We start from the raw sequence: 17176 nt of genomic DNA on the forward strand, positions 1-17176 counted from the left end.
GGCGGCGGAATACCAAGCCGCCTACTACTTCGACAACAACCGCATCGCCTGCTCCAGCCCCGCCACCGTCACCGGATACATCCGATCCTGCATGATGTCGCGCAGCAGCGCGATCGACTGCCGGTATTGCCACGACGCCGTGGGTTCGGGATTCAGCCACACCGCCTTGGGCCACGCATCCAGCAGGCGCCGCATCCATACCGCGCCGGTTTCCTTGTTGTAGTGCTCCACCGAGCCGCCAGGCTGCAGGATCTCGTAGGGGCTCATGGTGGCGTCGCCGACGATGATCAGGCGCCAGTCGCCATTGAAGCGGCGCAGGATGTCCCAGGTCTCGAAGCGTTCGGTGTTGCGGCGCCGGTTGCTCTGCCACAGGTTCTCGTACGGGCAGTTGTGGAAGTAATAGACCTCGAGGTGGCGGAACTCGCTGCGGGCCGCCGAGAACAGTTCCTCGACGCGCGCGATGTGGTCGTCCATGCTGCCGCCCACGTCCAGCAGCATCAGCACCTTCACGTTGTTGCGCTTCTCCGGCACCAGCCGCAGGTCCAGGTGCCCGGCGTTGCGCGCCGTGCTGGCGATGGTGTCGTCCAGGTCCAGTTCCAGGTCGGCGCCGTCGCGCGCGAAGCGGCGCAGGCGGCGCAGCGCCACCTTGAAATTGCGCGTGCCCAGCTCGACCTGGTCGTCGTAGTCGCGGAACTGCCGCATGTCCCACACCTTGATGCCGGTGCGGTTGCCGGCGGAGTCGCCGCCCACGCGGATGCCCTCGGGGTGGTAGCCGCCGTTGCCGAAGGGCGAGGTGCCGCCGGTGCCGATCCACTTGCTGCCGCCGGCATGGCGTTCCTTCTGTTCCTCGAGCCGTTCCTTGAACAGCTCCATCAGCTTGTCCCAGCCATGCTTCTGGATGGCGGCCTTTTCCTCGGGCGTGAGGCTTTTCTCGAACTGCTTGATCAGCCAGTCGATGGGGATGTCCTTGCCAGCCGGCAGCGCGGCCTCGATGCCGCGGTAGTAGGCGCCGAAGGCCTTGTCGTAGCGGTCGTACAGCGACTCGTCCTTGACCAGCGCGGCGCGCGCCAGGAAGTAGAAGTCGTCCAGCGTGGGCGACATCACGTCGGTGCGCAGCGCGCCGACCAGCGTCAGGTATTCCTGCACGGACACGGGCAGCTTGTGCGCGCGCAGGTGGTAGAAGAAGTCGATCAGCATGATGCCGCCGCGAGGGTGCCTAGCGGCGCTGTCCGCTGCGGGTCATGGCGGCCAGGCGTTCGAGCAGCTGCATGTCCTGTTCGTTCTTCAGCAGCGCGCCGGCCAGCATGGGCACGGCCGTGGCCGCGTGCGCGTCGATCTGCGCGGCGCTGGCGTCCTCGGCCAGCAGCAGGCGCAGCCAGTCCAGCAACTCCGACGTCGAGGGCTTCTTCTTCAGGCCAGGCGCTTCGCGCAGCGCGAAGAAGGTGTCCATGGCCGCGCGCAGCACGTCCTGCTTCAGGTCGGGGAAGTGCACGCCGACGATGTCGCGCATGGTGTCGCGGTCGGGAAAGCGGATGTAGTGGAAGAAGCAGCGGCGCAGGAATGCGTCGGGCAGGTCCTTCTCGTTGTTGGACGTGATGATGACCAGCGGGCGATGGCGCGCCACGACGGTCTGCTGCGTCTCGTACACATGGAATTCCATGCGGTCGAGCTCGCGCAGCAGGTCGTTGGGGAATTCGATGTCGGCCTTGTCGATCTCGTCGATCAGCACCACCACCGGCTCGTCCGATTCGAAGGCCTGCCACAGCGTACCCTTGACGATGTAGTTGCGGATGTCGCGCACCTTCTCGTCGCCCAGCTGCGAGTCGCGCAGGCGCGACACGGCGTCGTATTCGTACAGGCCCTGGTGCGCCTTGGTGGTGGACTTGATGTGCCATTGCATCAACGGCCGGCCCAGCGCGCGGGCCACTTCCTCGGCCAGCATGGTCTTGCCGGTGCCGGGCTCGCCTTTGATCAGCAGGGGGCGCTGCAGCGTGAGCGCCGCGTTCACGGCCAGCTTCAGGTCGTCGGTGGCGACGTAGCGGTCGGTGCCTTCGAAACGGGTGGAGGTCTGGGATTCGGGATGAACGGGCATGGGCGGGGAAGTCGTTGTGGAGCCCTGGAACAGGGGCTGTCTACAGTATGGACCTGGATCAATTATCGTACAATCCACAGGTTTGCCGGCCGGGTCGCTCCGTTGCCGGCAGCCCAGCTTCAGTCATTATTCCTACTAGAGAAGAGACAAACCGATGAAGTTGAGATTACCCCTGGTGCGCCTGGCGCCCATGTTTGCCCTCATGGCCACCTGTGCCATCGCCGCGCCGGCGCAGGCCCAGGCCGCGGCGCCTGCCGCGCCCATCACGGGCAACGTGCAGAACGCGCGCGACAAGGTGTCGATGTGCATCGGCTGTCATGGCATTCCCGGCTACAAGGCATCGTTCCCCGAGCTCTACCACGTGCCCATGATCGCCGGGCAGAACGCCAAGTACATCGAGGCGGCGCTGAACGAATACAAGAAGGGCGCGCGCAGCCATCCCACGATGGACGCGATCGCGGGCAGCCTGTCCGACCAGGACATCGCCGATCTGGCGGCCTATTACGCCAACCTCAAGTAATCGGGGCCGACACATGAAACGCGCTATCTTTGCCCTGACGGGCGTCCTGGCGGCCATGTCCGCCCTGCCTGCGCACGCGCAGGATCTCGCCGCCGGCAAGGCCGTGTTCGACAAGATGAACTGTGCCTCGTGCCATGGCGCCGACGCCAAGACCGCGGTGCAGCCCGAGTACCCCATCCTGGCCGGCCAGCACGCCGACTACCTGGCCCATGCGCTGAACGCCTACAAGCGTGGCGGGTCCAACAGCCCGGCCACCGCCAACGTGCGCAAGAACCCCATCATGGGCGCCTTCGCCGCGCAGATGTCCGACCAGGACATCGCCAACGTGTCCGCCTGGCTGGCCTCGCAGCCCAGCGGCCTGGGCGTGCGCCGCTAGCCAGCTCTGCGCGCGGTCGCTGATCGATGCCGCCCGTCCGCGAGGACGGGCGGCATCGTCTCGTCCGCGGAGGCCTCCATCGTCGGGATGGGAAAGGGCCGCCGTCCGTCCCCTGGGCACGTCGCTTGCGATGGCGACGATCCGGCCGCTCGACAGGGAACCCGCCATGACGATGAAGACCCCGCATCCATCCGCTTCGCCGCGCGCGGCCCGTTTGTCTTGCGCGGCCCAGTGTCGTAGGGCGGGGATCGCGGCATGGCCTGGCTGATGGCCCTGCACATCGCGGCCCTGACCGTCTGGAGCGCGGCGCTGCTGTACCTGCCCGTGATGTTCAGCGTGGACCAGGAGGCCAGCACCGCCACGACGAAGCGCCTGCGCGTGATGAGCCGCTTCGCCTTCGTGGGCCTGGCGTCGCCGGCGGCCGTGCTGGCGATACTCAGCGGCAGCGGCCTGGCGTGGCTGGCCCAGGCCGGCGGCAGTTGGCTGGCCGCCAAGCTGTCGGTCGTCGCCCTGATGGCGTGCTTTCACGTGTATTGCGGCCGCCTGCTGGCGCAGCTGGGCCACGAAGGCTCGCACAAGAAGCGGCGGCGCGCGGCCACGGCGTGGCTGATCGTCGTCCCGCTGGTATTGATTCCGACCGTGCTGTGGCTGGTGCTGGCCAAGCCGACGCTCGTGACCGACGCGGAAGGCACGGCATGGTGACGCGGCGTTCCACGGACCGGGCCGCGCGGCCGCAAGCGGTCCGTTGGCAGGCCTCGCGATCGCGTGCCGCCCGACCGCGGGCCGCCCGACCGCGGGCCGCCCGATCGCGGGCCGCCCGATCGCGGGCCGCCTATTCGTCGTGTATTCCGACCTGGTCTTCGAAGACCAGCTTGCCGCCCAGCCAGCCCGCCGCGCCCACCAGCACGGCGCCCAGGGCGGACAGGTATATCCCCATCGGAAAGACCGCCGCCTCGGCGTCGGGCAGGCGCGAGAACCAGTTGATGAACGACACCGACAGCAGCATGACCGCCATGACGAAGTGGCTCCAGGCAGCCGCGCGATGGCGGATGCCTTCGACGGCCAGCAGTTCCACGGTGCCCGTCACGCCGGCCAGCGCGCCCATCAGGGTGCCGACGCCCAGCAGCCACAGCGAGACGCGCGGCCAGAACGCATCGTCCAGCAGCAGATACGCCAGGTCGCTGGGCAATGCCCCCACGATGAAGGCGATGGGAAAGGTGACCAGCGCCGGGTGCAGCGGATGGCGGCTGACGGCCACGACAGTGGTGGTGCCTTCGGGCAGCGCCTTGGCCAGCTTCTTCATGCGTGGTCCTCGTCCGCGGGTGGGTGGGCCCGCAAGCCAGCAACTGGCGTGCCGGGCCGCGCTCGGCGCGGTGGCCTGTTCGCTGCTGGCCGGCTGCCAGGGGCGCCTGTCGGCGCTGGATCCCGCCGGTCCCGAGGCACGCGCCACGGCCATGGTGTGGCACATCATGGCCTGGGCCTCGCTGTGCATTCTCGCGGTGATGATCGTGCTGGCGACGGCTGCCTGCCTGCGTCGGCCGCGCGACGGCCCAAAGCCTTTCGCGCGGTGGTTCCTGGTCGGCGGGGGACTGGTGTTCCCCGGCGTGGTGCTGTCCGCATTGCTGGCCTGGGGCCTGGGCGCCAGCGACCTGCGCGCGCCGCTTGCGCGGTCCGGCGTGTACCGCGTCGAGGTAATCGCGCACCAATGGTGGTGGGAGGTCAGGCATCTGGACGCGCCCGGCGGGCCGCGCCACGCCGTCAACCAGATCCACGTGCCCGCGGGCGTGCCGGTGCACGTGAGCGTGACGGCCGCCGACGTGATCCACGGCTTCTGGATCCCGCGGCTGGGCGGCAAGATCGACGCCATTCCGGGCCGCGTGAACACCATCCGCCTGCAGGCCGACCAGCCGGGCGTGTACGACGGCGTGTGCGCGGAGTTTTGCGGGCTGCAGCACGCCTCGATGTTCGTGCAGCTGACCGCGCATGCGGACGCGGACCTGCCCGGGGCGTTGCAGCGCCTGTCCAACACGAGGGTGACGCCATGACGAGCATGTCCGCCATCGCCCGCCACAAAGCCCTGCTGGCCGATTGGGGCTCCCCGCCGGGATGGCGCGGCCTGTCGGCGGTGAACCATTCCACCATCGGCCGCCGCTTCATCGTCGCGGCGCTGGGCTTCTTCCTGGTCGGCGGCCTGCTGGCCATGCTGATCCGCGCGCAGCTGGCCGCGCCGGGGCAGGGCTTCCTGGACAGCGAGACCTACAACCAGATCTTCACCATGCACGGCACGGTGATGATGTTCCTGTTCGCCATACCCATGCTGGAGGGCTTCGCCTTCTACCTGCTGCCCAAGATGCTGGGCTCGCGCGACATGGCGTATCCACGCCTGGGCGCCTATGGCTGGTGGTGCTACCTGTTCGGCGGCACGATCCTGGTGGTGGGCATGGCGCTGGGCGTGGCGCCCAACAGCGGCTGGTTCATGTACACCCCGCTGTCCAGCGCCGCCTACCAGCCGGGCATCAACAGCGACCTGTGGCTGATCGGCATCACCTTCGCCGAGATCTCGGCGGTGTGCGGCGCGATCGAGCTGATCGGCACGATCCTGAAGTTCCGCGCGCCGGGCATGTCCCTCGATCGCATGCCGATATTCGCGTGGTACATGCTGGTGACGGCCGGCATGATCCTGGTGGGCTTTCCGCCGCTGATCCTGGGCAGCATCCTGCTGGAGCTGGAACGCGCCTTCGGCCTGCCGTTCTTCGAGGTCGCGCAGGGCGGCGATCCGCTGCTGTGGCAGCACCTGTTCTGGATATTCGGGCACCCCGAGGTCTACATCATCTTCCTGCCGGCAGCCGGACTGGTGTCGACGATGGTGCCGACGTTCGCGCGGCATGCCCTGGTCGGCTATGCATGGGTCGTGCCCGCCATCGTGGCGATGGGCTTTCTCAGCTTCGGCCTGTGGGTGCACCACATGTTCGCGGTGGGCATCCCGCAGCTGGCGGTGGGCTTCTTTTCCGCGGCCAGCATGCTGGTGGCCATCCCCACGGCCGTGCAGTTCTTCGCATGGATCGCCACGCTGTGGTCGGGCGAGGTGCGGTTCCGCCTGCCCATGCTGTACCTGGGCGGCTTCCTGGCGGTGTTCGTGCTCGGCGGGCTGACCGGCGTGATGCTGGCACTGGTGCCGTTCAACTGGCAGGCGCACGACACGCATTTCGTGGTGGCGCACCTGCATTACGTGCTGGTGGGCGGCATGGTCTTCCCGATATTGGCCGCCACCTGCTACTGGATGCCGCATTTCACGGGCCGCCTGCCGTCCGAGCATGCCGGGCGCTGCGCCTTCTGGCTGATCTTCGTCGGCTTCAACCTGACCTTCCTGCCCATGCACCTGACTGGCCTGCTGGGCATGCCGCGCCGCATGCATGCGTATCCCGGCGAGCTGGGCTGGGACCTGCCCAACCTGCTGTCGTCGGTGGGCGGCTTCATGCAGGCGATCGGCTTCGCGGTCTTTCTGGTCGACATGCTGCTGCATGCGCGCATCGGGCCGGTGGCGCCGCGCAATCACTGGCGGGCGGGCACGCTGGAGTGGGCCATGCCCACGCCGACGCCGGCCTACAACATCGGCTCGATTCCCAGCGTGCACGGCCGCGAACCGCTGTGGGACGCGCCTGACCTGGGCGCCGAACTGGCGGGCGGGCGGCACTGGCTGGGCACGCCCGCGCCGGGACGGCGGCAGACCCTGTCGGTGGACGTGCTCAGCGGCCGGCCCGAGTCGGTGGCGGAACTGCCGGGCCCGACGTGGGCGCCGCTGCATGCGGGCCTGGCCACCGCGCTGTTCTTCCTGTGCATCCTGTTCAAGGCCTATGCGCTGGCGCTGGTCGGGGCCGCGATCGCGCTGGCGGTGTTCCTGGCGTGGGCATGGCGTGGGGGCGCGCGCCAGGACCCGCCCGAGGTCGAGGCCTCGCCGGGCGTGTTCCTGCCCGTGCACGTGCTGGCGCCGGGCGCGCCCGGCTGGTGGGGCACGTGCTGCGCGCTGGTGGCGGATGCGGCGCTGTATGCCTCGCTGCTGTTCGGCATCTTCTTCCTGGGCACGATGGCGCCGCAATGGCCGCCGCCAGCATGGCTGGAGCTTTCCCTCGCGTCGGTGCTGGGGTTGTGCGGGGTCGCCGTGGCTGCGGGGGTGGCCGCGCATGCGGCCTGCGCCGCGAACCGGCGCGAGCGGGCGGCGGCGCGCGACCGCTGGCTGTTGGCCAGCGGCACGGCTGGCATCGCCACGGTGGCGGCGTTCTGCTGGGTGGGGGCGGCGCTGCCCTCGGCGGACAGCCACGCCTACGCGGCGGCCACCACGGTGCTGGCGTATTACGTGGCGCTACACAGCGGCATCGGCGTGGTGCTGGCGCTGTTTGTGGCGCTGCGCGGCCGCGCGGGCTACGTCGCCGCGACGCGCGCGCTGGAGCCCGCGGTGGTGCGGCTGTGGCAGACCTGGTCGGCCGGCGTGGCCACCGTGGCGGCGGCCGCGCTGTACGTCATGCCGGAGGTGATGGCATGAGCCTGACGAGCCACCCCAAGGGCGAATACCGGAGTGCGGAGCGCGAAGGTTCGTCACCCAGCCTGACGGGCCGCCGCAAGGACGGGTCCCGTCGGTCCGCCACGCGCGGCCTGTGGCGGGCGTTGGCGGGCTGGTCATTGTGGGCGTTGACCCTGACGACGCTCTACGCGGGCCACGCGCTGGGTTGCCGCATGGCGGCGGGCGGTCCCTTGCTGGCCCCGCTGCAAGCGCCGCCGCTGGCCGGCGCCGTGTCTTGGGGCCTGGCGCTGGTATGGCTTTCGTGCATCGTGGCCCACGTCGTGCTGACCACGCACAGCCTGCGCCGCGCGCGCGCAGCCGCGGCCACGGGGCGGGGCGGTTCGGAAGCCGCCCGCGCGTTGACCGGCGCGGCATGGATGATGGATGCCTGCGCCACCGTGGCGACCGTGGTGACGGGACTGCCCGTGATCACGGCGGCGGCGTGCGTGCCATAACTGCGTGCATGACCGCGCCATAACTACCCCATGACCGCGCCCCATGGCCGGATGCCTCGCCCCAAGCGCGATGGACGACCCCGATTCCCCCAAGCTACGATGGCCGCGGACATCCGAATCTGCCCCTGGCAGACGGGGACACGCCGGGCCGCACGCGCCCGGCCAAAAGGAGAAGCGCATGGCATCGCTGGGCGGCGCGAGATTCGCATGGCAGTCCGATTACGGCCAGTTCTATCTCATCGACATGCAGGACACGGGCTTCCTCGCCCCGGAAGACATCACGCAGGAAATGGTGTCCCGGCGCTGTTTCGTTCCTGCGGTGGGGCTGGTGGTCTACACCGCCGGCTGCCTGCAGCAGCACATCGACATCCGCATCCACGACGCGCGGCCGGATACGCTGGATTGCGAGCTGGAAAGCGGCCGCGGCTGGACGCAGGTCGAAGTCGCCCAGGTACGGTTTCCCTCGCGGTCGTTCACGATATCGAGCCCCTCTGCGCCGGATCCTTTCCCATGCGGGCCGGTGTTCTTCGTGCCGCACGAGCAAATGGCGGCGCACATCGGCTGGGTGGAATTCCAGGGCGTGCGCGACGAGAGCGTGCCGGTCGAGCCGGACATCATCCAGGTGACGCTCTGGCCGGCCTGATGCCCGCCGGCGCCGTGAACCTTACTTGCCGGCGCGCTGCCGGATCAGTTCGATGTAGGCGTCGCTGTCCAGCGGCGTGCCCAGGCGCTGCGCTTCCCATACGACCTGCCCCAGGCAGTCCATGATTTCATGCGCGGCGTGGTGCGCGTCGCTGCGCGCCACCATCTGCTGGTAGGCCGCGCGGATGCCGCGCGGATGGTCGATGGACAGCTGCTCGGCGATGGCCAGGTGCATCGACAGGTGCAGGAAGGGATTGGTGCGGCCTTTCTCGACCGGGTACTCCTCGTCCATCGCGCCAGGGCTTTCCAGGTCGGCGTGGTACTCGGGGTGCTCGATCATCCAGTCCAGCGCCATGGATTCCAGCGGCGTCAGCACTTCGTTGGCGCGGTGCTTGCGCCAGGATTGGATGAAGAATTCGCGAACCTGTTCGCGTGAGGGATTGAACATCGGTCGTCCACCGGCGCGCGGCGCCGGGCAATACGGTCTAGGAACCTCCATTTTACGCCCTGGCTTCCCCCTGGGCTGCCCACCGGGCGAGATAGAATGAGCGGATTCCGCCCTGGAGCACCCATGTCTTACCAACACGTCAAGGTTCCCGCCGAGGGCGGGAAGATCACTGTCGGCGCGGACGGCGCGCTCGCCGTTCCCGACCAGGTCGTCATTCCCTACATCGAGGGCGACGGCACCGGCGCCGACATCACCCCGGTGATGATCCACGTCGTGGATGCCGCCGTGCAGAAGGCCTATGGCGGCAGCCGCAGGATCCACTGGATGGAAGTCTACGCGGGCGAGAAGGCCACGCGCGTGTATGGCGCCGACGTGTGGCTGCCCGAAGAGACGCTGCGGGTCGTCAAGGACTACGTGGTCTCCATCAAGGGCCCGCTGGCCGTGCCCACCAGCGGCGGCATCCGCTCGCTGAACGTGGCGCTGCGCCAGCAGCTGGACCTGTACGCGTGTGTGCGGCCGGTGCGCTACTTCCACGGCGTGCCCTCGCCGGTGCGCCATCCCGAGAAGACCGACATGGTCATCTTCCGCGAGAACTCGGAAGACCTGTACGCCGGCATCGAATACAAGTCCGAGTCCGACCAGGCCCGGCAGCTCATCGGCTTCCTGCAGGACTCGTTGGGCGTGAAGAAGATCCGCTTTCCCGAGACCTCGGCCATCGGCATCAAGCCGGTGTCGCGCCAGGGCACGCAGCGCCTGGTGCGCAAGGCGATCCAGTACGCGCTGGACCACGACCGCAACTCGGTCACGCTGGTGCACAAGGGCAACCTGATGCAGTTCACCGAAGGCGGCTTCCGCGACTGGGGCTATGCCGTGGCGCGGGAAGAGTTCGGCGCCACCGTCATCGATGGCGGCCCGTGGTGCCGCCTGAAGAACCCGCGCACGGGCCGCGACGTCGTCGTCAAGGACGTGTATGCCGATGCCTTCATGCAGCGCAGCCTGCTGCGTCCGGCCGAGTTCGACGTGATCGCCACCCTGAACCAGAACGGCGACTACATCTCCGACGCCGTGTCGGCCCAGGTGGGCGGCGTGGGCATCGCCCCGGGCGCCAACGTGTCCGACACGGTGGCCATGTTCGAGGCCACGCACGGCACCGCGCACAAGTACGCCGGCAAGGACTACGTGAACCCGGGCTCGGAAATCCTGTCCGCCGAGATGATGCTGCGCCACATGGGCTGGACCGAGGCGGCGGACAAGGTCATCGCCAGCATGGAAAAGACGTTCAAGACCAAGACCGTCACCTACGACTTCGCGCGCCTGCTCGAGGGCGCCAACCAGGTGTCATGCTCGGGTTTCGGGCGGGCGATGGTCGAGAACATGTGAGAAAGGCGCCCAGTCTGGCGCCGTTCGGCCCGGAATCGAGCGTTTCCGGGCGAATTGCTGCATAATGCAGGTCTTATATAAGACTTGAATTTCCGGGCTGCGCCATCCAGTGGGGACGGGCGGCCGCTTTTCCTGATCCATCAAGGTAAGCCAAGAACATGTCCACTGCATCGAAGATCATCTATACCCTCACCGACGAGGCGCCCGCACTGGCGACGTACTCGCTCTTGCCCATCGTCGAGGCCTACACCCGTTCGTCGGGCATCGGCGTCGAGACGCGCGACATCTCGCTGTCCGGCCGCATCATCGCCGCGTTCCCCGAATTCCTGAACGACACGCAGAAGATTCCCGACGCGCTGGCCGAACTGGGCCAGCTGGCCACCACGCCCGACGCCAACATCATCAAGCTGCCCAACATCAGCGCCTCGATCCCGCAGTTGAAGGCCGCGATCAAGGAACTGCGCCAGCAGGGCTACATGCTGCCCGAGTACTTCGACGAGCCCGACACCGCCGAAGCCAAGAGCATCAAGGCCCGCTACGACAAGATCAAGGGCAGCGCCGTGAACCCCGTGCTGCGCGAAGGCAACTCCGACCGCCGCGCGCCGCTGTCGGTCAAGAACTACGCCCGTAAGCATCCCCACAAGATGGGCGCCTGGTCGGCCGACTCGAAGTCGCACGTCTCGCACATGTCGGGCGGTGACTTCTACGGCAGCGAGAAGTCCGCCCTGGTGGCCCAGGCCGGCAACGTGAAGATCGAATTCACGGCCGCCGACGGCGCCAAGACCGTGCTGAAGGAAAAGACCGCGGTCAAGGCCGGCGAGATCATCGACGCCGCCGTGATGAGCAAGAAGGCGCTGCGCAGCTTCCTGGAAGCCCAGGTAGCCGACGCCAAGGACAAGAACGTGCTGTTCTCGGTGCACGTGAAGGCCACCATGATGAAGGTCTCCGACCCGATCATCTTCGGCCAGGTCGTGTCCGTGTTCTACGCCGACGTGCTGGCCAAGCACGCCGATGCGCTCAAGCAGATCGGCTTCGATCCCAACAACGGCATCGGCGACCTGTACAACCGCCTGGGCGACCTGCCGGCCGACAAGCGCGCCGAGATCGAGGCCGACATCCAGGCCGAATACGCCAAGCGCCCGCAACTGGCCATGGTGAATTCCGACAAGGGCATCACCAACCTGCACGTGCCCAGCGACGTCATCGTCGATGCCTCGATGCCCGCCATGATCCGCGAATCGGGCCGCATGTGGGGTCCGGACGGCAAGCTGTACGACGCCAAGGCCGTCATTCCCGACCGCAGCTACGCCGGCGTCTACCAGGCCGTCATCGACGACTGCAAGCAGAACGGCGCCTTCGATCCGGTCAAGATGGGCAGCGTGCCCAACGTCGGCCTGATGGCCCAGGCCGCTGAAGAATACGGTTCGCACGACAAGACCTTCCAGATCGCCGGCGACGGCGTGGTGCGCGTGCTGGACGAGTCCGGCGCCGTGCTGCTGGAACAGAAGGTCGAGACCGGCGACCTGTGGCGCATGTGCCAGACCAAGGACGCCCCGGTGCAGGACTGGGTCAAGCTGGCCGTCAACCGCGCCCGCCTGTCCAACACGCCGGCCGTGTTCTGGCTGGACAAGAACCGCGCCCACGACGCCCAGATCATCGCCAAGGTCGAGAAGTACCTGAAGGACCACGACACCAACGGCCTGGACATCCGCGTCCTCAGCCCGGTCGAGGCCACCAAGTTCTCGCTGCAGCGCATCCGCGAAGGCAAGGACACGATCTCGGTCACCGGCAACGTGCTGCGCGACTACCTGACCGACCTGTTCCCCATCATGGAACTGGGCACCAGCGCCAAGATGCTGTCGATCGTGCCGCTGATGGCGGGCGGCGGCCTGTTCGAGACGGGCGCCGGCGGCTCCGCGCCGAAGCACGTGCAGCAGTTCGTGGAAGAAGGCTTCCTGCGCTGGGATTCGCTGGGCGAGTTCCTGGCCCTGGCCGCTTCGCTGGAGCACCTGGGCAACGTGTCGAACAACGCGCGCGCCAAGGTCCTGGCCAAGACGCTGGACGAAGCCACGGGCAAGTTCCTGGACGAGAACAAGTCGCCCGACCGCAAGGTCGGCGGCCTGGACAACCGCGGCAGCCACTTCTACCTGGCCCTGTACTGGGCCCAGGCGCTGGCCGCCCAGACCGAGGACAAGGAACTGCAGTCGCAGTTCACGGGCCTGGCCAAGACGCTGACCGACAACGAAGCCAAGATCGTGGCCGAACTGGGCGCGCAGCAAGGCAAGCCCGTGGAGATCGGCGGCTACTACCGTCCGAACACCGACCTGGTCAACAAGGCCATGCGCCCCAGCCAGACGCTGAACGCGGCGCTGGCCACGCTGGGCTGATCACGGCTCGAACCGGGCAGGCGGCCTGCCTGTCCGCGTTGGTCCGACGATCCAGGTCCGCCGGTCCAGAAAAAACCCCGACAGGGACGCCCTGTCGGGGTTTTTGCATTGTGGCGGCCTGGATATCGTCGGATTGCCTTGCATGCCGCCGGCCGCCGCGAGCCGGGCGGTGCGTCACGCTGGAGCCGTCGCACGCTCCAGGTCGGCCAGCCAGGCGATGGCGTATGCACGGCTGGCGCCGCACATGTCCCGCGAGGGCTGCAATCCGCCGCAGAAGGCGGGCCGCTCGGGCTTGCCGAAGACGCGGCACAGGTTGTCGTCGCCGAGCTGCACGCACCTGACGCCCGCCGGCTTGCCGTCGGGCATGCCCGGCAGCGGGCTGGTGATGGACGGGGCGATGCAGCAGGCGCCGCAGCCCAGCCTGCAGGCCAGCGTGGTGTCCCGTTCTTCCATGGCCTGGCCTATACCCACCCGCGCAGCCAGTAGACGAACAGGCCCGCGTACTCCTTGATGATCGAGCGGCTGGCGTCCAGGGCGCGCTCGTTCGGAATCCACGGGTCGACCGAGCCGTCGTCGGGCAGCACGATCTGCGGCGGCGCCGGCGCGGCGATGGCCTGCACGCCCTGCTTGGAGAAGGCGGCCATGGCGCGCGGCATGTGCAGCGACGAGGTGACCAGCAGGATCTTGCGGATCTCGTGCTGCTTCAGCGTCTCCTCGGTCAGGGCCGCGTTCTCGTAGGTGGTCCGGCTGGAGTTCTCCAGGATCAGCGCCTGTTCCGGCACGCCGCCCTGCCGCATCTGGTGGGCCATGCCCTGCGCCTCGCTGACGTCGCCTTCCAGCGCGCCGCCGGACAGCACGACCTTCGGGGCGCGGCCGGCGCGGTACAGGTCTGTGGCCGTGTCGATGCGCACCACCGCCTTGTCGCGCTCATAGGGCAGGAACCAGTTGGCGCGGCCATTGGCCGTGTTGCCGCCCAGCACGACGATGGCGTCGGCCTCGGGCATCTGCGCGGCCGACTGGTAGGGGTAGCGGTGCTCCAGCGCGCCGCCCAGCCAGACCGAGGTGGCGGGCAAGGACCAGGCGGCCACCCAGATGAGGCCCGCCGCGGCCAGGGCGACGCCCAGGCGGCGCAGGCGGCGGAACACGCCCAGCACCAGGCCGAGGGCGACCAGCGTCAGGCATAGATTCAGGGGAATGATCAGGTTTGCGAGGAACGTGGAAATAGCCATGGGCGCAATCTTAGCTGCTCAACCGCCCGCAAGCAGGCGCAGGACCTGGGTTCGGACAGCATCCAGGGCTGGCCAGTTCCCTTCCGATCCCAGGCAGGACGCGGCGGGCGACCACGGGCCCGTGCGCGCGGGCTGGGTGACGCCGAACAGCGTCAGCTGGCGCGCGCCCACGGCGGCCGCCACGTGCGACACGCCCGAGTCGTTGCACACCACCAGCGCCGCGTCCGCGGCCAGGGCGGCGAACGCGCCCAGGGACAGGGGCGGCAGCACCTGGGCGGTGGGCGCGTTGCGGCGCGCCTGCTCGGCCTCGGCGGGGGGCGGGCACATCGCCACGGCGCAGCCGTCGGCCTGCAGGGCGCGGGTCAGGGCGTCGAACTCGGGCCACACCTTCACCTTGCCGCGGTGCAGGCCGGTGGCGGTGGGGGCGATCAACACCAGCGGCCGGCCGGCCAGCCCGCTTTCCTGCAAGGCTGCGCGGGCCGCCTGGCGGTGGGCATCGGTCAGCGGCAGGTCCAGCGTGGGTCCGGGTTCGGCGGGGCCTTGCGGCAGATGCCACAGCCCCAGGGCGCTGCGCGCCAGGTGGTGCCAGGACTGCACCGCGTGCAGCGGGGCCGTGGGCTTGGCCAGCGGCCAGCGCAGCAACAGGCTGCGGCCGTCGTCGCGGTAGCCCGCGCTGGCCACGCCCGCCAGACGGAACACCGCCGCGCTGGACAGCGAGTCGGGCAGCAGCAGGCCGCGGGCGCCGCGCGCCTGGCGGCCCAGCCCGCGGCGATGCGCCGCCACCGTGGCCCGGTCCGCCTTCCATTTGCCCGACATGGGCAGGAAACCCTGTTTCGACACGCCGTCCAGCAGGTCGCGCGCCCATGGGCGCGCGCACAGCACCAGCGGCACGCCCGTGGCCTGCAGCAAGCGGACGCTGGGCAGGCTCATGCAGACATCGCCCACCCAGTTGGGCAATCTCAGGTACAGACAGGAAATCTCGGTCATGGATCGGCGCGGGGCACGCGTTGGGGAAAAGGAACAGATGGCCGTCCGGGCCCCGTCGGGCCGGTACAATCGCCGCACAATTGTATTAAAGCGAGTTCCCTTTGACTTCTGCATCGCGCTACGCGCCTGCCGGCAGCGAGCCGGTACGCGCCACGCTCTGGAAGCGCATCTACAGCCGCGTCGGGCTCCACTGGAAGCGTCTGGCGGTGACGTTGCTGCTGATGGCGGTGGCCGCGGGTACGCAACCCACGCTGGCCATCATCATGAAGCCGTTGCTGGACGACGGCTTTTCGGGCGCGAAACCCTACTATGTCTGGGCGATTCCCATCGCGGTGGTCGTGCTCATCCTGGTGCGCGGCATCACCAACTTCTTCAGCGACTACCTGCTGGCCTGGGTGGCCAACAAGGTGCTGCTGCAGATGCGCGGCGACATGTTCGAGCGCCTGTTGCGCCTGCCCGACGCCGACTTCAAGCGGGGCGACACCGGCCGCCTGCTCAACCGTTTCACGGTGGACGCGGGCAACGTCACCAGCTACGCCACCGAAGTCATCACCACGCTGATCAAGGAAACGCTGACGGTCATCGCGCTGATCTGCGTGCTGCTGTACATGTCGTGGGTGCTGACCGCGATCGTGCTGGTCATCATGCCGGTCTGCATCCTGGTGATGCGCGCCTTCATCCGCCGCCTGCGCCGCATCAGCCGCGAGACTGTCAACATGAACGCCGAATTGACCCGGGTGGTCAGCGAGGGGATCGACGGTCAACGCGTCATCAAACTGTTCGACGGCTACGACACCGAGCGCAAGCGTTTCGAGTTCGTCAGTTCGCGCCTGCGCCGTTTCGCCATGCGCACGGCCACGGCCGACGCCGCGCTGACGCCGATCACCCAGCTGTTCGTGTCGCTGGCCTTGGGCGTGGTCATCGCCGTGGCGTTGAGCCAGGGCCAGAGCGGCGCCCTGACCGTGGGCAGCTTCGCCTCGTTCATCACCGCGCTGGCCCAGATCTTCGACCCCATCAAGCGCCTTACCAACGTGGCCGGCAAGATGCAGAAGATGCTGGTGGCCGCCGAAAGCGTGTTCACGCTGATCGACCAGGTGCCCGAAACGGACACCGGCACGCGCCAGCTGCCCGAGCCGGTGCGCGGCGCCATCGAGTTTCGCGAGGTGTCGCATCGCTTCCCGGACGCCGAGCGCGATACGGTCAGCAGCGTGTCGTTCCGGGTCGAGCCCGGGCAGACGGTGGCACTGGTGGGCCGCTCGGGCAGCGGCAAGACCACGATTGCCAACATGCTGCCGCGTTTCGTGGCGCCCACCTCGGGCCAGATCCTGCTGGATGGCGTGCCGCTGAACGACGTGTCGCTGCATTCCCTGCGCGCCAACCTGTCGCTGGTCAGCCAGGACGTGACGATGTTCGACGACACCATCGCGGCCAACGTGGGCTATGGCGCGCTGGGGCAGGCCGACGAGGCGCGCATCCGCGAAGCCCTGAGGGACGCAAACCTGCTCGAGTTCGTCGACTCCCTGCCCAACGGCCTGCAGTCGCCAGTGGGCGAGAAGGCCGCGCGCCTGTCGGGCGGCCAGCGGCAGCGCCTGGCGATCGCGCGCGCGCTGATCAAGAATGCGCCCGTGCTGATCCTCGACGAGGCCACCTCCGCGTTGGACAACGAGTCCGAGCGGCAGGTGCAGTCGTCGCTGGAACGCCTGATGCAGGGTCGCAGCACCCTGGTCATCGCCCACCGGCTGTCCACGGTGCAGAACGCCGACCGCATCATCGTGCTGGACGCGGGCCGCATCGCCGAGCAAGGCACGCACGCGGAACTGCTGGCCGCGGGCGGCCTGTATGCCTCGCTGTACAACATGCAGTTCCGGGAGAACTGAGACGGCGGACGGTTCGCGCTAAAAGCCATTGTGTTGTTTATGCGCCAATTTGTGCGGCGCAACAAATCGCCTAAACGTAACCGTAATGTTTTGTAGTCTCTTCTCTACGGCAGGGGCCGCACCGCAAGGGGGCGGCCCTTTGCATTATTCAGTTGCGTTTTGCACAATTGAGTTGTAACGGTTTCCGGCTATGTCCCTAGGCTGTGGGTGGTGCGCGGGTTACGA

The 17176-nt window shown here is 68.2% G+C and carries 17 protein-coding genes; 10 read left to right on the top strand and 7 right to left on the bottom strand.

The features are described from left to right. Positions 1-24 precede the first annotated feature (24 nt). Entirely contained in the window at positions 25-1197 is a 1173-nt protein-coding gene (locus tag FS845_RS05670; RefSeq protein ID WP_144631109.1) for a vWA domain-containing protein, read from the bottom strand. Between the two features lie 19 nt (positions 1198-1216). Beyond that, entirely contained in the window at positions 1217-2092 is an 876-nt protein-coding gene (locus FS845_RS05675) for an AAA family ATPase (RefSeq protein WP_144631110.1), read from the bottom strand. A 154-nt stretch (positions 2093-2246) separates the two neighbouring features. Between FS845_RS05675 and FS845_RS05680 the strand changes: the two genes are divergently transcribed. From FS845_RS05680 to FS845_RS05690, 3 genes are all read left to right on the top strand, one after another. After that, positions 2247-2612, top strand: coding sequence for a c-type cytochrome (locus tag FS845_RS05680; RefSeq protein ID WP_144631111.1), 366 nt, complete (start codon positions 2247-2249; stop codon positions 2610-2612). 13 nt (positions 2613-2625) lie between these two features. Then, entirely contained in the window at positions 2626-2988 is a 363-nt protein-coding gene (locus FS845_RS05685; RefSeq protein WP_144631112.1) for a c-type cytochrome, read from the top strand. A 255-nt stretch (positions 2989-3243) separates the two neighbouring features. Beyond that, positions 3244-3690, top strand: coding sequence for a CopD family protein (locus tag FS845_RS05690; protein ID WP_144631113.1), 447 nt, complete (start codon positions 3244-3246; stop codon positions 3688-3690). A gap of 130 nt (positions 3691-3820) precedes the next feature. Here FS845_RS05690 and FS845_RS05695 read toward each other — a convergent pair whose 3' ends face one another. Further along, positions 3821-4291: a DUF2231 domain-containing protein gene (locus tag FS845_RS05695; RefSeq protein WP_144631114.1), complete on the bottom strand. Its 471-nt coding sequence runs from the start codon at positions 4289-4291 to the stop codon at positions 3821-3823. On the opposite strand from FS845_RS05695, the gene FS845_RS05700 reads away from it, so the two are divergent. The 4 genes from FS845_RS05700 to FS845_RS05715 all read left to right on the top strand — a co-directional run bounded on the left by FS845_RS05700 (position 4290) and on the right by FS845_RS05715 (position 8644). Next, positions 4290-5033 (top strand): cytochrome c oxidase subunit II, encoded by a 744-nt coding sequence (locus FS845_RS05700; protein ID WP_144631115.1) that lies wholly within the window; start codon positions 4290-4292, stop codon positions 5031-5033. The two genes, FS845_RS05695 and FS845_RS05700, sit on opposite strands and share 2 nt — an antisense overlap. Further along, positions 5030-7528, top strand: coding sequence for a cytochrome c oxidase subunit I (gene ctaD / locus FS845_RS05705; RefSeq protein WP_222129963.1), 2499 nt, complete (start codon positions 5030-5032; stop codon positions 7526-7528). Before FS845_RS05700 ends, ctaD begins: the two co-directional genes overlap by 4 nt. Further along, positions 7525-8001, top strand: a complete 477-nt coding sequence (locus tag FS845_RS05710) for a hypothetical protein (RefSeq protein ID WP_144631116.1) — start codon at positions 7525-7527, stop codon at positions 7999-8001. The genes ctaD and FS845_RS05710 overlap by 4 nt, the downstream gene beginning before the upstream one ends. 178 nt (positions 8002-8179) lie before the next feature. Further along, a complete protein-coding gene (locus tag FS845_RS05715) occupies positions 8180-8644 on the top strand; it encodes a hypothetical protein (RefSeq protein WP_144631117.1) in 465 nt (154 codons plus the stop codon). 21 nt (positions 8645-8665) lie between these two features. Here FS845_RS05715 and FS845_RS05720 read toward each other — a convergent pair whose 3' ends face one another. Continuing rightward, positions 8666-9091: a DUF1841 family protein gene (locus FS845_RS05720; protein ID WP_144631118.1), complete on the bottom strand. Its 426-nt coding sequence runs from the start codon at positions 9089-9091 to the stop codon at positions 8666-8668. Between the two features lie 123 nt (positions 9092-9214). Between FS845_RS05720 and icd the strand changes: the two genes are divergently transcribed. After that, a complete protein-coding gene (icd, locus tag FS845_RS05725) occupies positions 9215-10471 on the top strand; it encodes an NADP-dependent isocitrate dehydrogenase (RefSeq protein WP_144631119.1) in 1257 nt (418 codons plus the stop codon). A gap of 158 nt (positions 10472-10629) precedes the next feature. Further along, positions 10630-12858: an NADP-dependent isocitrate dehydrogenase gene (locus FS845_RS05730; RefSeq protein ID WP_144631120.1), complete on the top strand. Its 2229-nt coding sequence runs from the start codon at positions 10630-10632 to the stop codon at positions 12856-12858. Between the two features lie 174 nt (positions 12859-13032). Here FS845_RS05730 and FS845_RS05735 read toward each other — a convergent pair whose 3' ends face one another. From FS845_RS05735 to FS845_RS05745, 3 genes are read right to left on the bottom strand one after another with little or no spacing between them, the layout of a single operon-like run. Then, on the bottom strand, positions 13033-13311 hold the full coding sequence (locus FS845_RS05735; RefSeq protein ID WP_144631121.1) for a YkgJ family cysteine cluster protein: 279 nt from the start codon (positions 13309-13311) through the stop codon (positions 13033-13035). 8 nt (positions 13312-13319) lie between these two features. Then, complete coding sequence (locus FS845_RS05740) at positions 13320-14087, bottom strand: YdcF family protein (protein WP_144631122.1); 768 nt, start codon at positions 14085-14087, stop codon at positions 13320-13322. An 18-nt stretch (positions 14088-14105) separates the two neighbouring features. Next, on the bottom strand, positions 14106-15074 hold the full coding sequence (locus FS845_RS05745; RefSeq protein ID WP_144631123.1) for a glycosyltransferase family 9 protein: 969 nt from the start codon (positions 15072-15074) through the stop codon (positions 14106-14108). A 101-nt stretch (positions 15075-15175) separates the two neighbouring features. Here FS845_RS05745 and msbA point away from each other — a divergent pair, with 101 nt between their 5' ends. Further along, the gene (gene msbA / locus FS845_RS05750) at positions 15176-16951 is read left to right on the top strand and encodes a lipid A export permease/ATP-binding protein MsbA (RefSeq protein ID WP_144631125.1); all 1776 of its coding nucleotides are present in this window, start codon (positions 15176-15178) and stop codon (positions 16949-16951) included. Positions 16952-17176 lie beyond the last annotated feature (225 nt).

The sequence above is a fragment of the Bordetella genomosp. 13 genome (assembly GCF_007679965.1).
GTDB lineage: Bacteria > Pseudomonadota > Gammaproteobacteria > Burkholderiales > Burkholderiaceae_B > Bordetella.

Bases quoted from the DNA above. Each gene is read 5' to 3' on its own strand.
- FS845_RS05670 (WP_144631109.1), bottom strand. From the start codon at position 1,197: ATGCTGATCGACTTCTTCTACCACCTGCGCGCGCACAAGCTGCCCGTG.
- FS845_RS05675 (WP_144631110.1), bottom strand. From the start codon at position 2,092: ATGCCCGTTCATCCCGAATCCCAGACCTCCACCCGTTTCGAAGGCACC.
- FS845_RS05680 (WP_144631111.1), top strand. From the start codon at position 2,247: ATGAAGTTGAGATTACCCCTGGTGCGCCTGGCGCCCATGTTTGCCCTC.
- FS845_RS05685 (WP_144631112.1), top strand. From the start codon at position 2,626: ATGAAACGCGCTATCTTTGCCCTGACGGGCGTCCTGGCGGCCATGTCC.
- FS845_RS05690 (WP_144631113.1), top strand. From the start codon at position 3,244: ATGGCCTGGCTGATGGCCCTGCACATCGCGGCCCTGACCGTCTGGAGC.
- FS845_RS05700 (WP_144631115.1), top strand. From the start codon at position 4,290: ATGCGTGGTCCTCGTCCGCGGGTGGGTGGGCCCGCAAGCCAGCAACTG.
- FS845_RS05695 (WP_144631114.1), bottom strand. From the start codon at position 4,291: ATGAAGAAGCTGGCCAAGGCGCTGCCCGAAGGCACCACCACTGTCGTG.
- ctaD (WP_222129963.1), top strand. From the start codon at position 5,030: ATGACGAGCATGTCCGCCATCGCCCGCCACAAAGCCCTGCTGGCCGAT.
- FS845_RS05710 (WP_144631116.1), top strand. From the start codon at position 7,525: ATGAGCCTGACGAGCCACCCCAAGGGCGAATACCGGAGTGCGGAGCGC.
- FS845_RS05715 (WP_144631117.1), top strand. From the start codon at position 8,180: ATGGCATCGCTGGGCGGCGCGAGATTCGCATGGCAGTCCGATTACGGC.
- FS845_RS05720 (WP_144631118.1), bottom strand. From the start codon at position 9,091: ATGTTCAATCCCTCACGCGAACAGGTTCGCGAATTCTTCATCCAATCC.
- icd (WP_144631119.1), top strand. From the start codon at position 9,215: ATGTCTTACCAACACGTCAAGGTTCCCGCCGAGGGCGGGAAGATCACT.
- FS845_RS05730 (WP_144631120.1), top strand. From the start codon at position 10,630: ATGTCCACTGCATCGAAGATCATCTATACCCTCACCGACGAGGCGCCC.
- FS845_RS05735 (WP_144631121.1), bottom strand. From the start codon at position 13,311: ATGGAAGAACGGGACACCACGCTGGCCTGCAGGCTGGGCTGCGGCGCC.
- FS845_RS05740 (WP_144631122.1), bottom strand. From the start codon at position 14,087: ATGGCTATTTCCACGTTCCTCGCAAACCTGATCATTCCCCTGAATCTA.
- FS845_RS05745 (WP_144631123.1), bottom strand. From the start codon at position 15,074: ATGACCGAGATTTCCTGTCTGTACCTGAGATTGCCCAACTGGGTGGGC.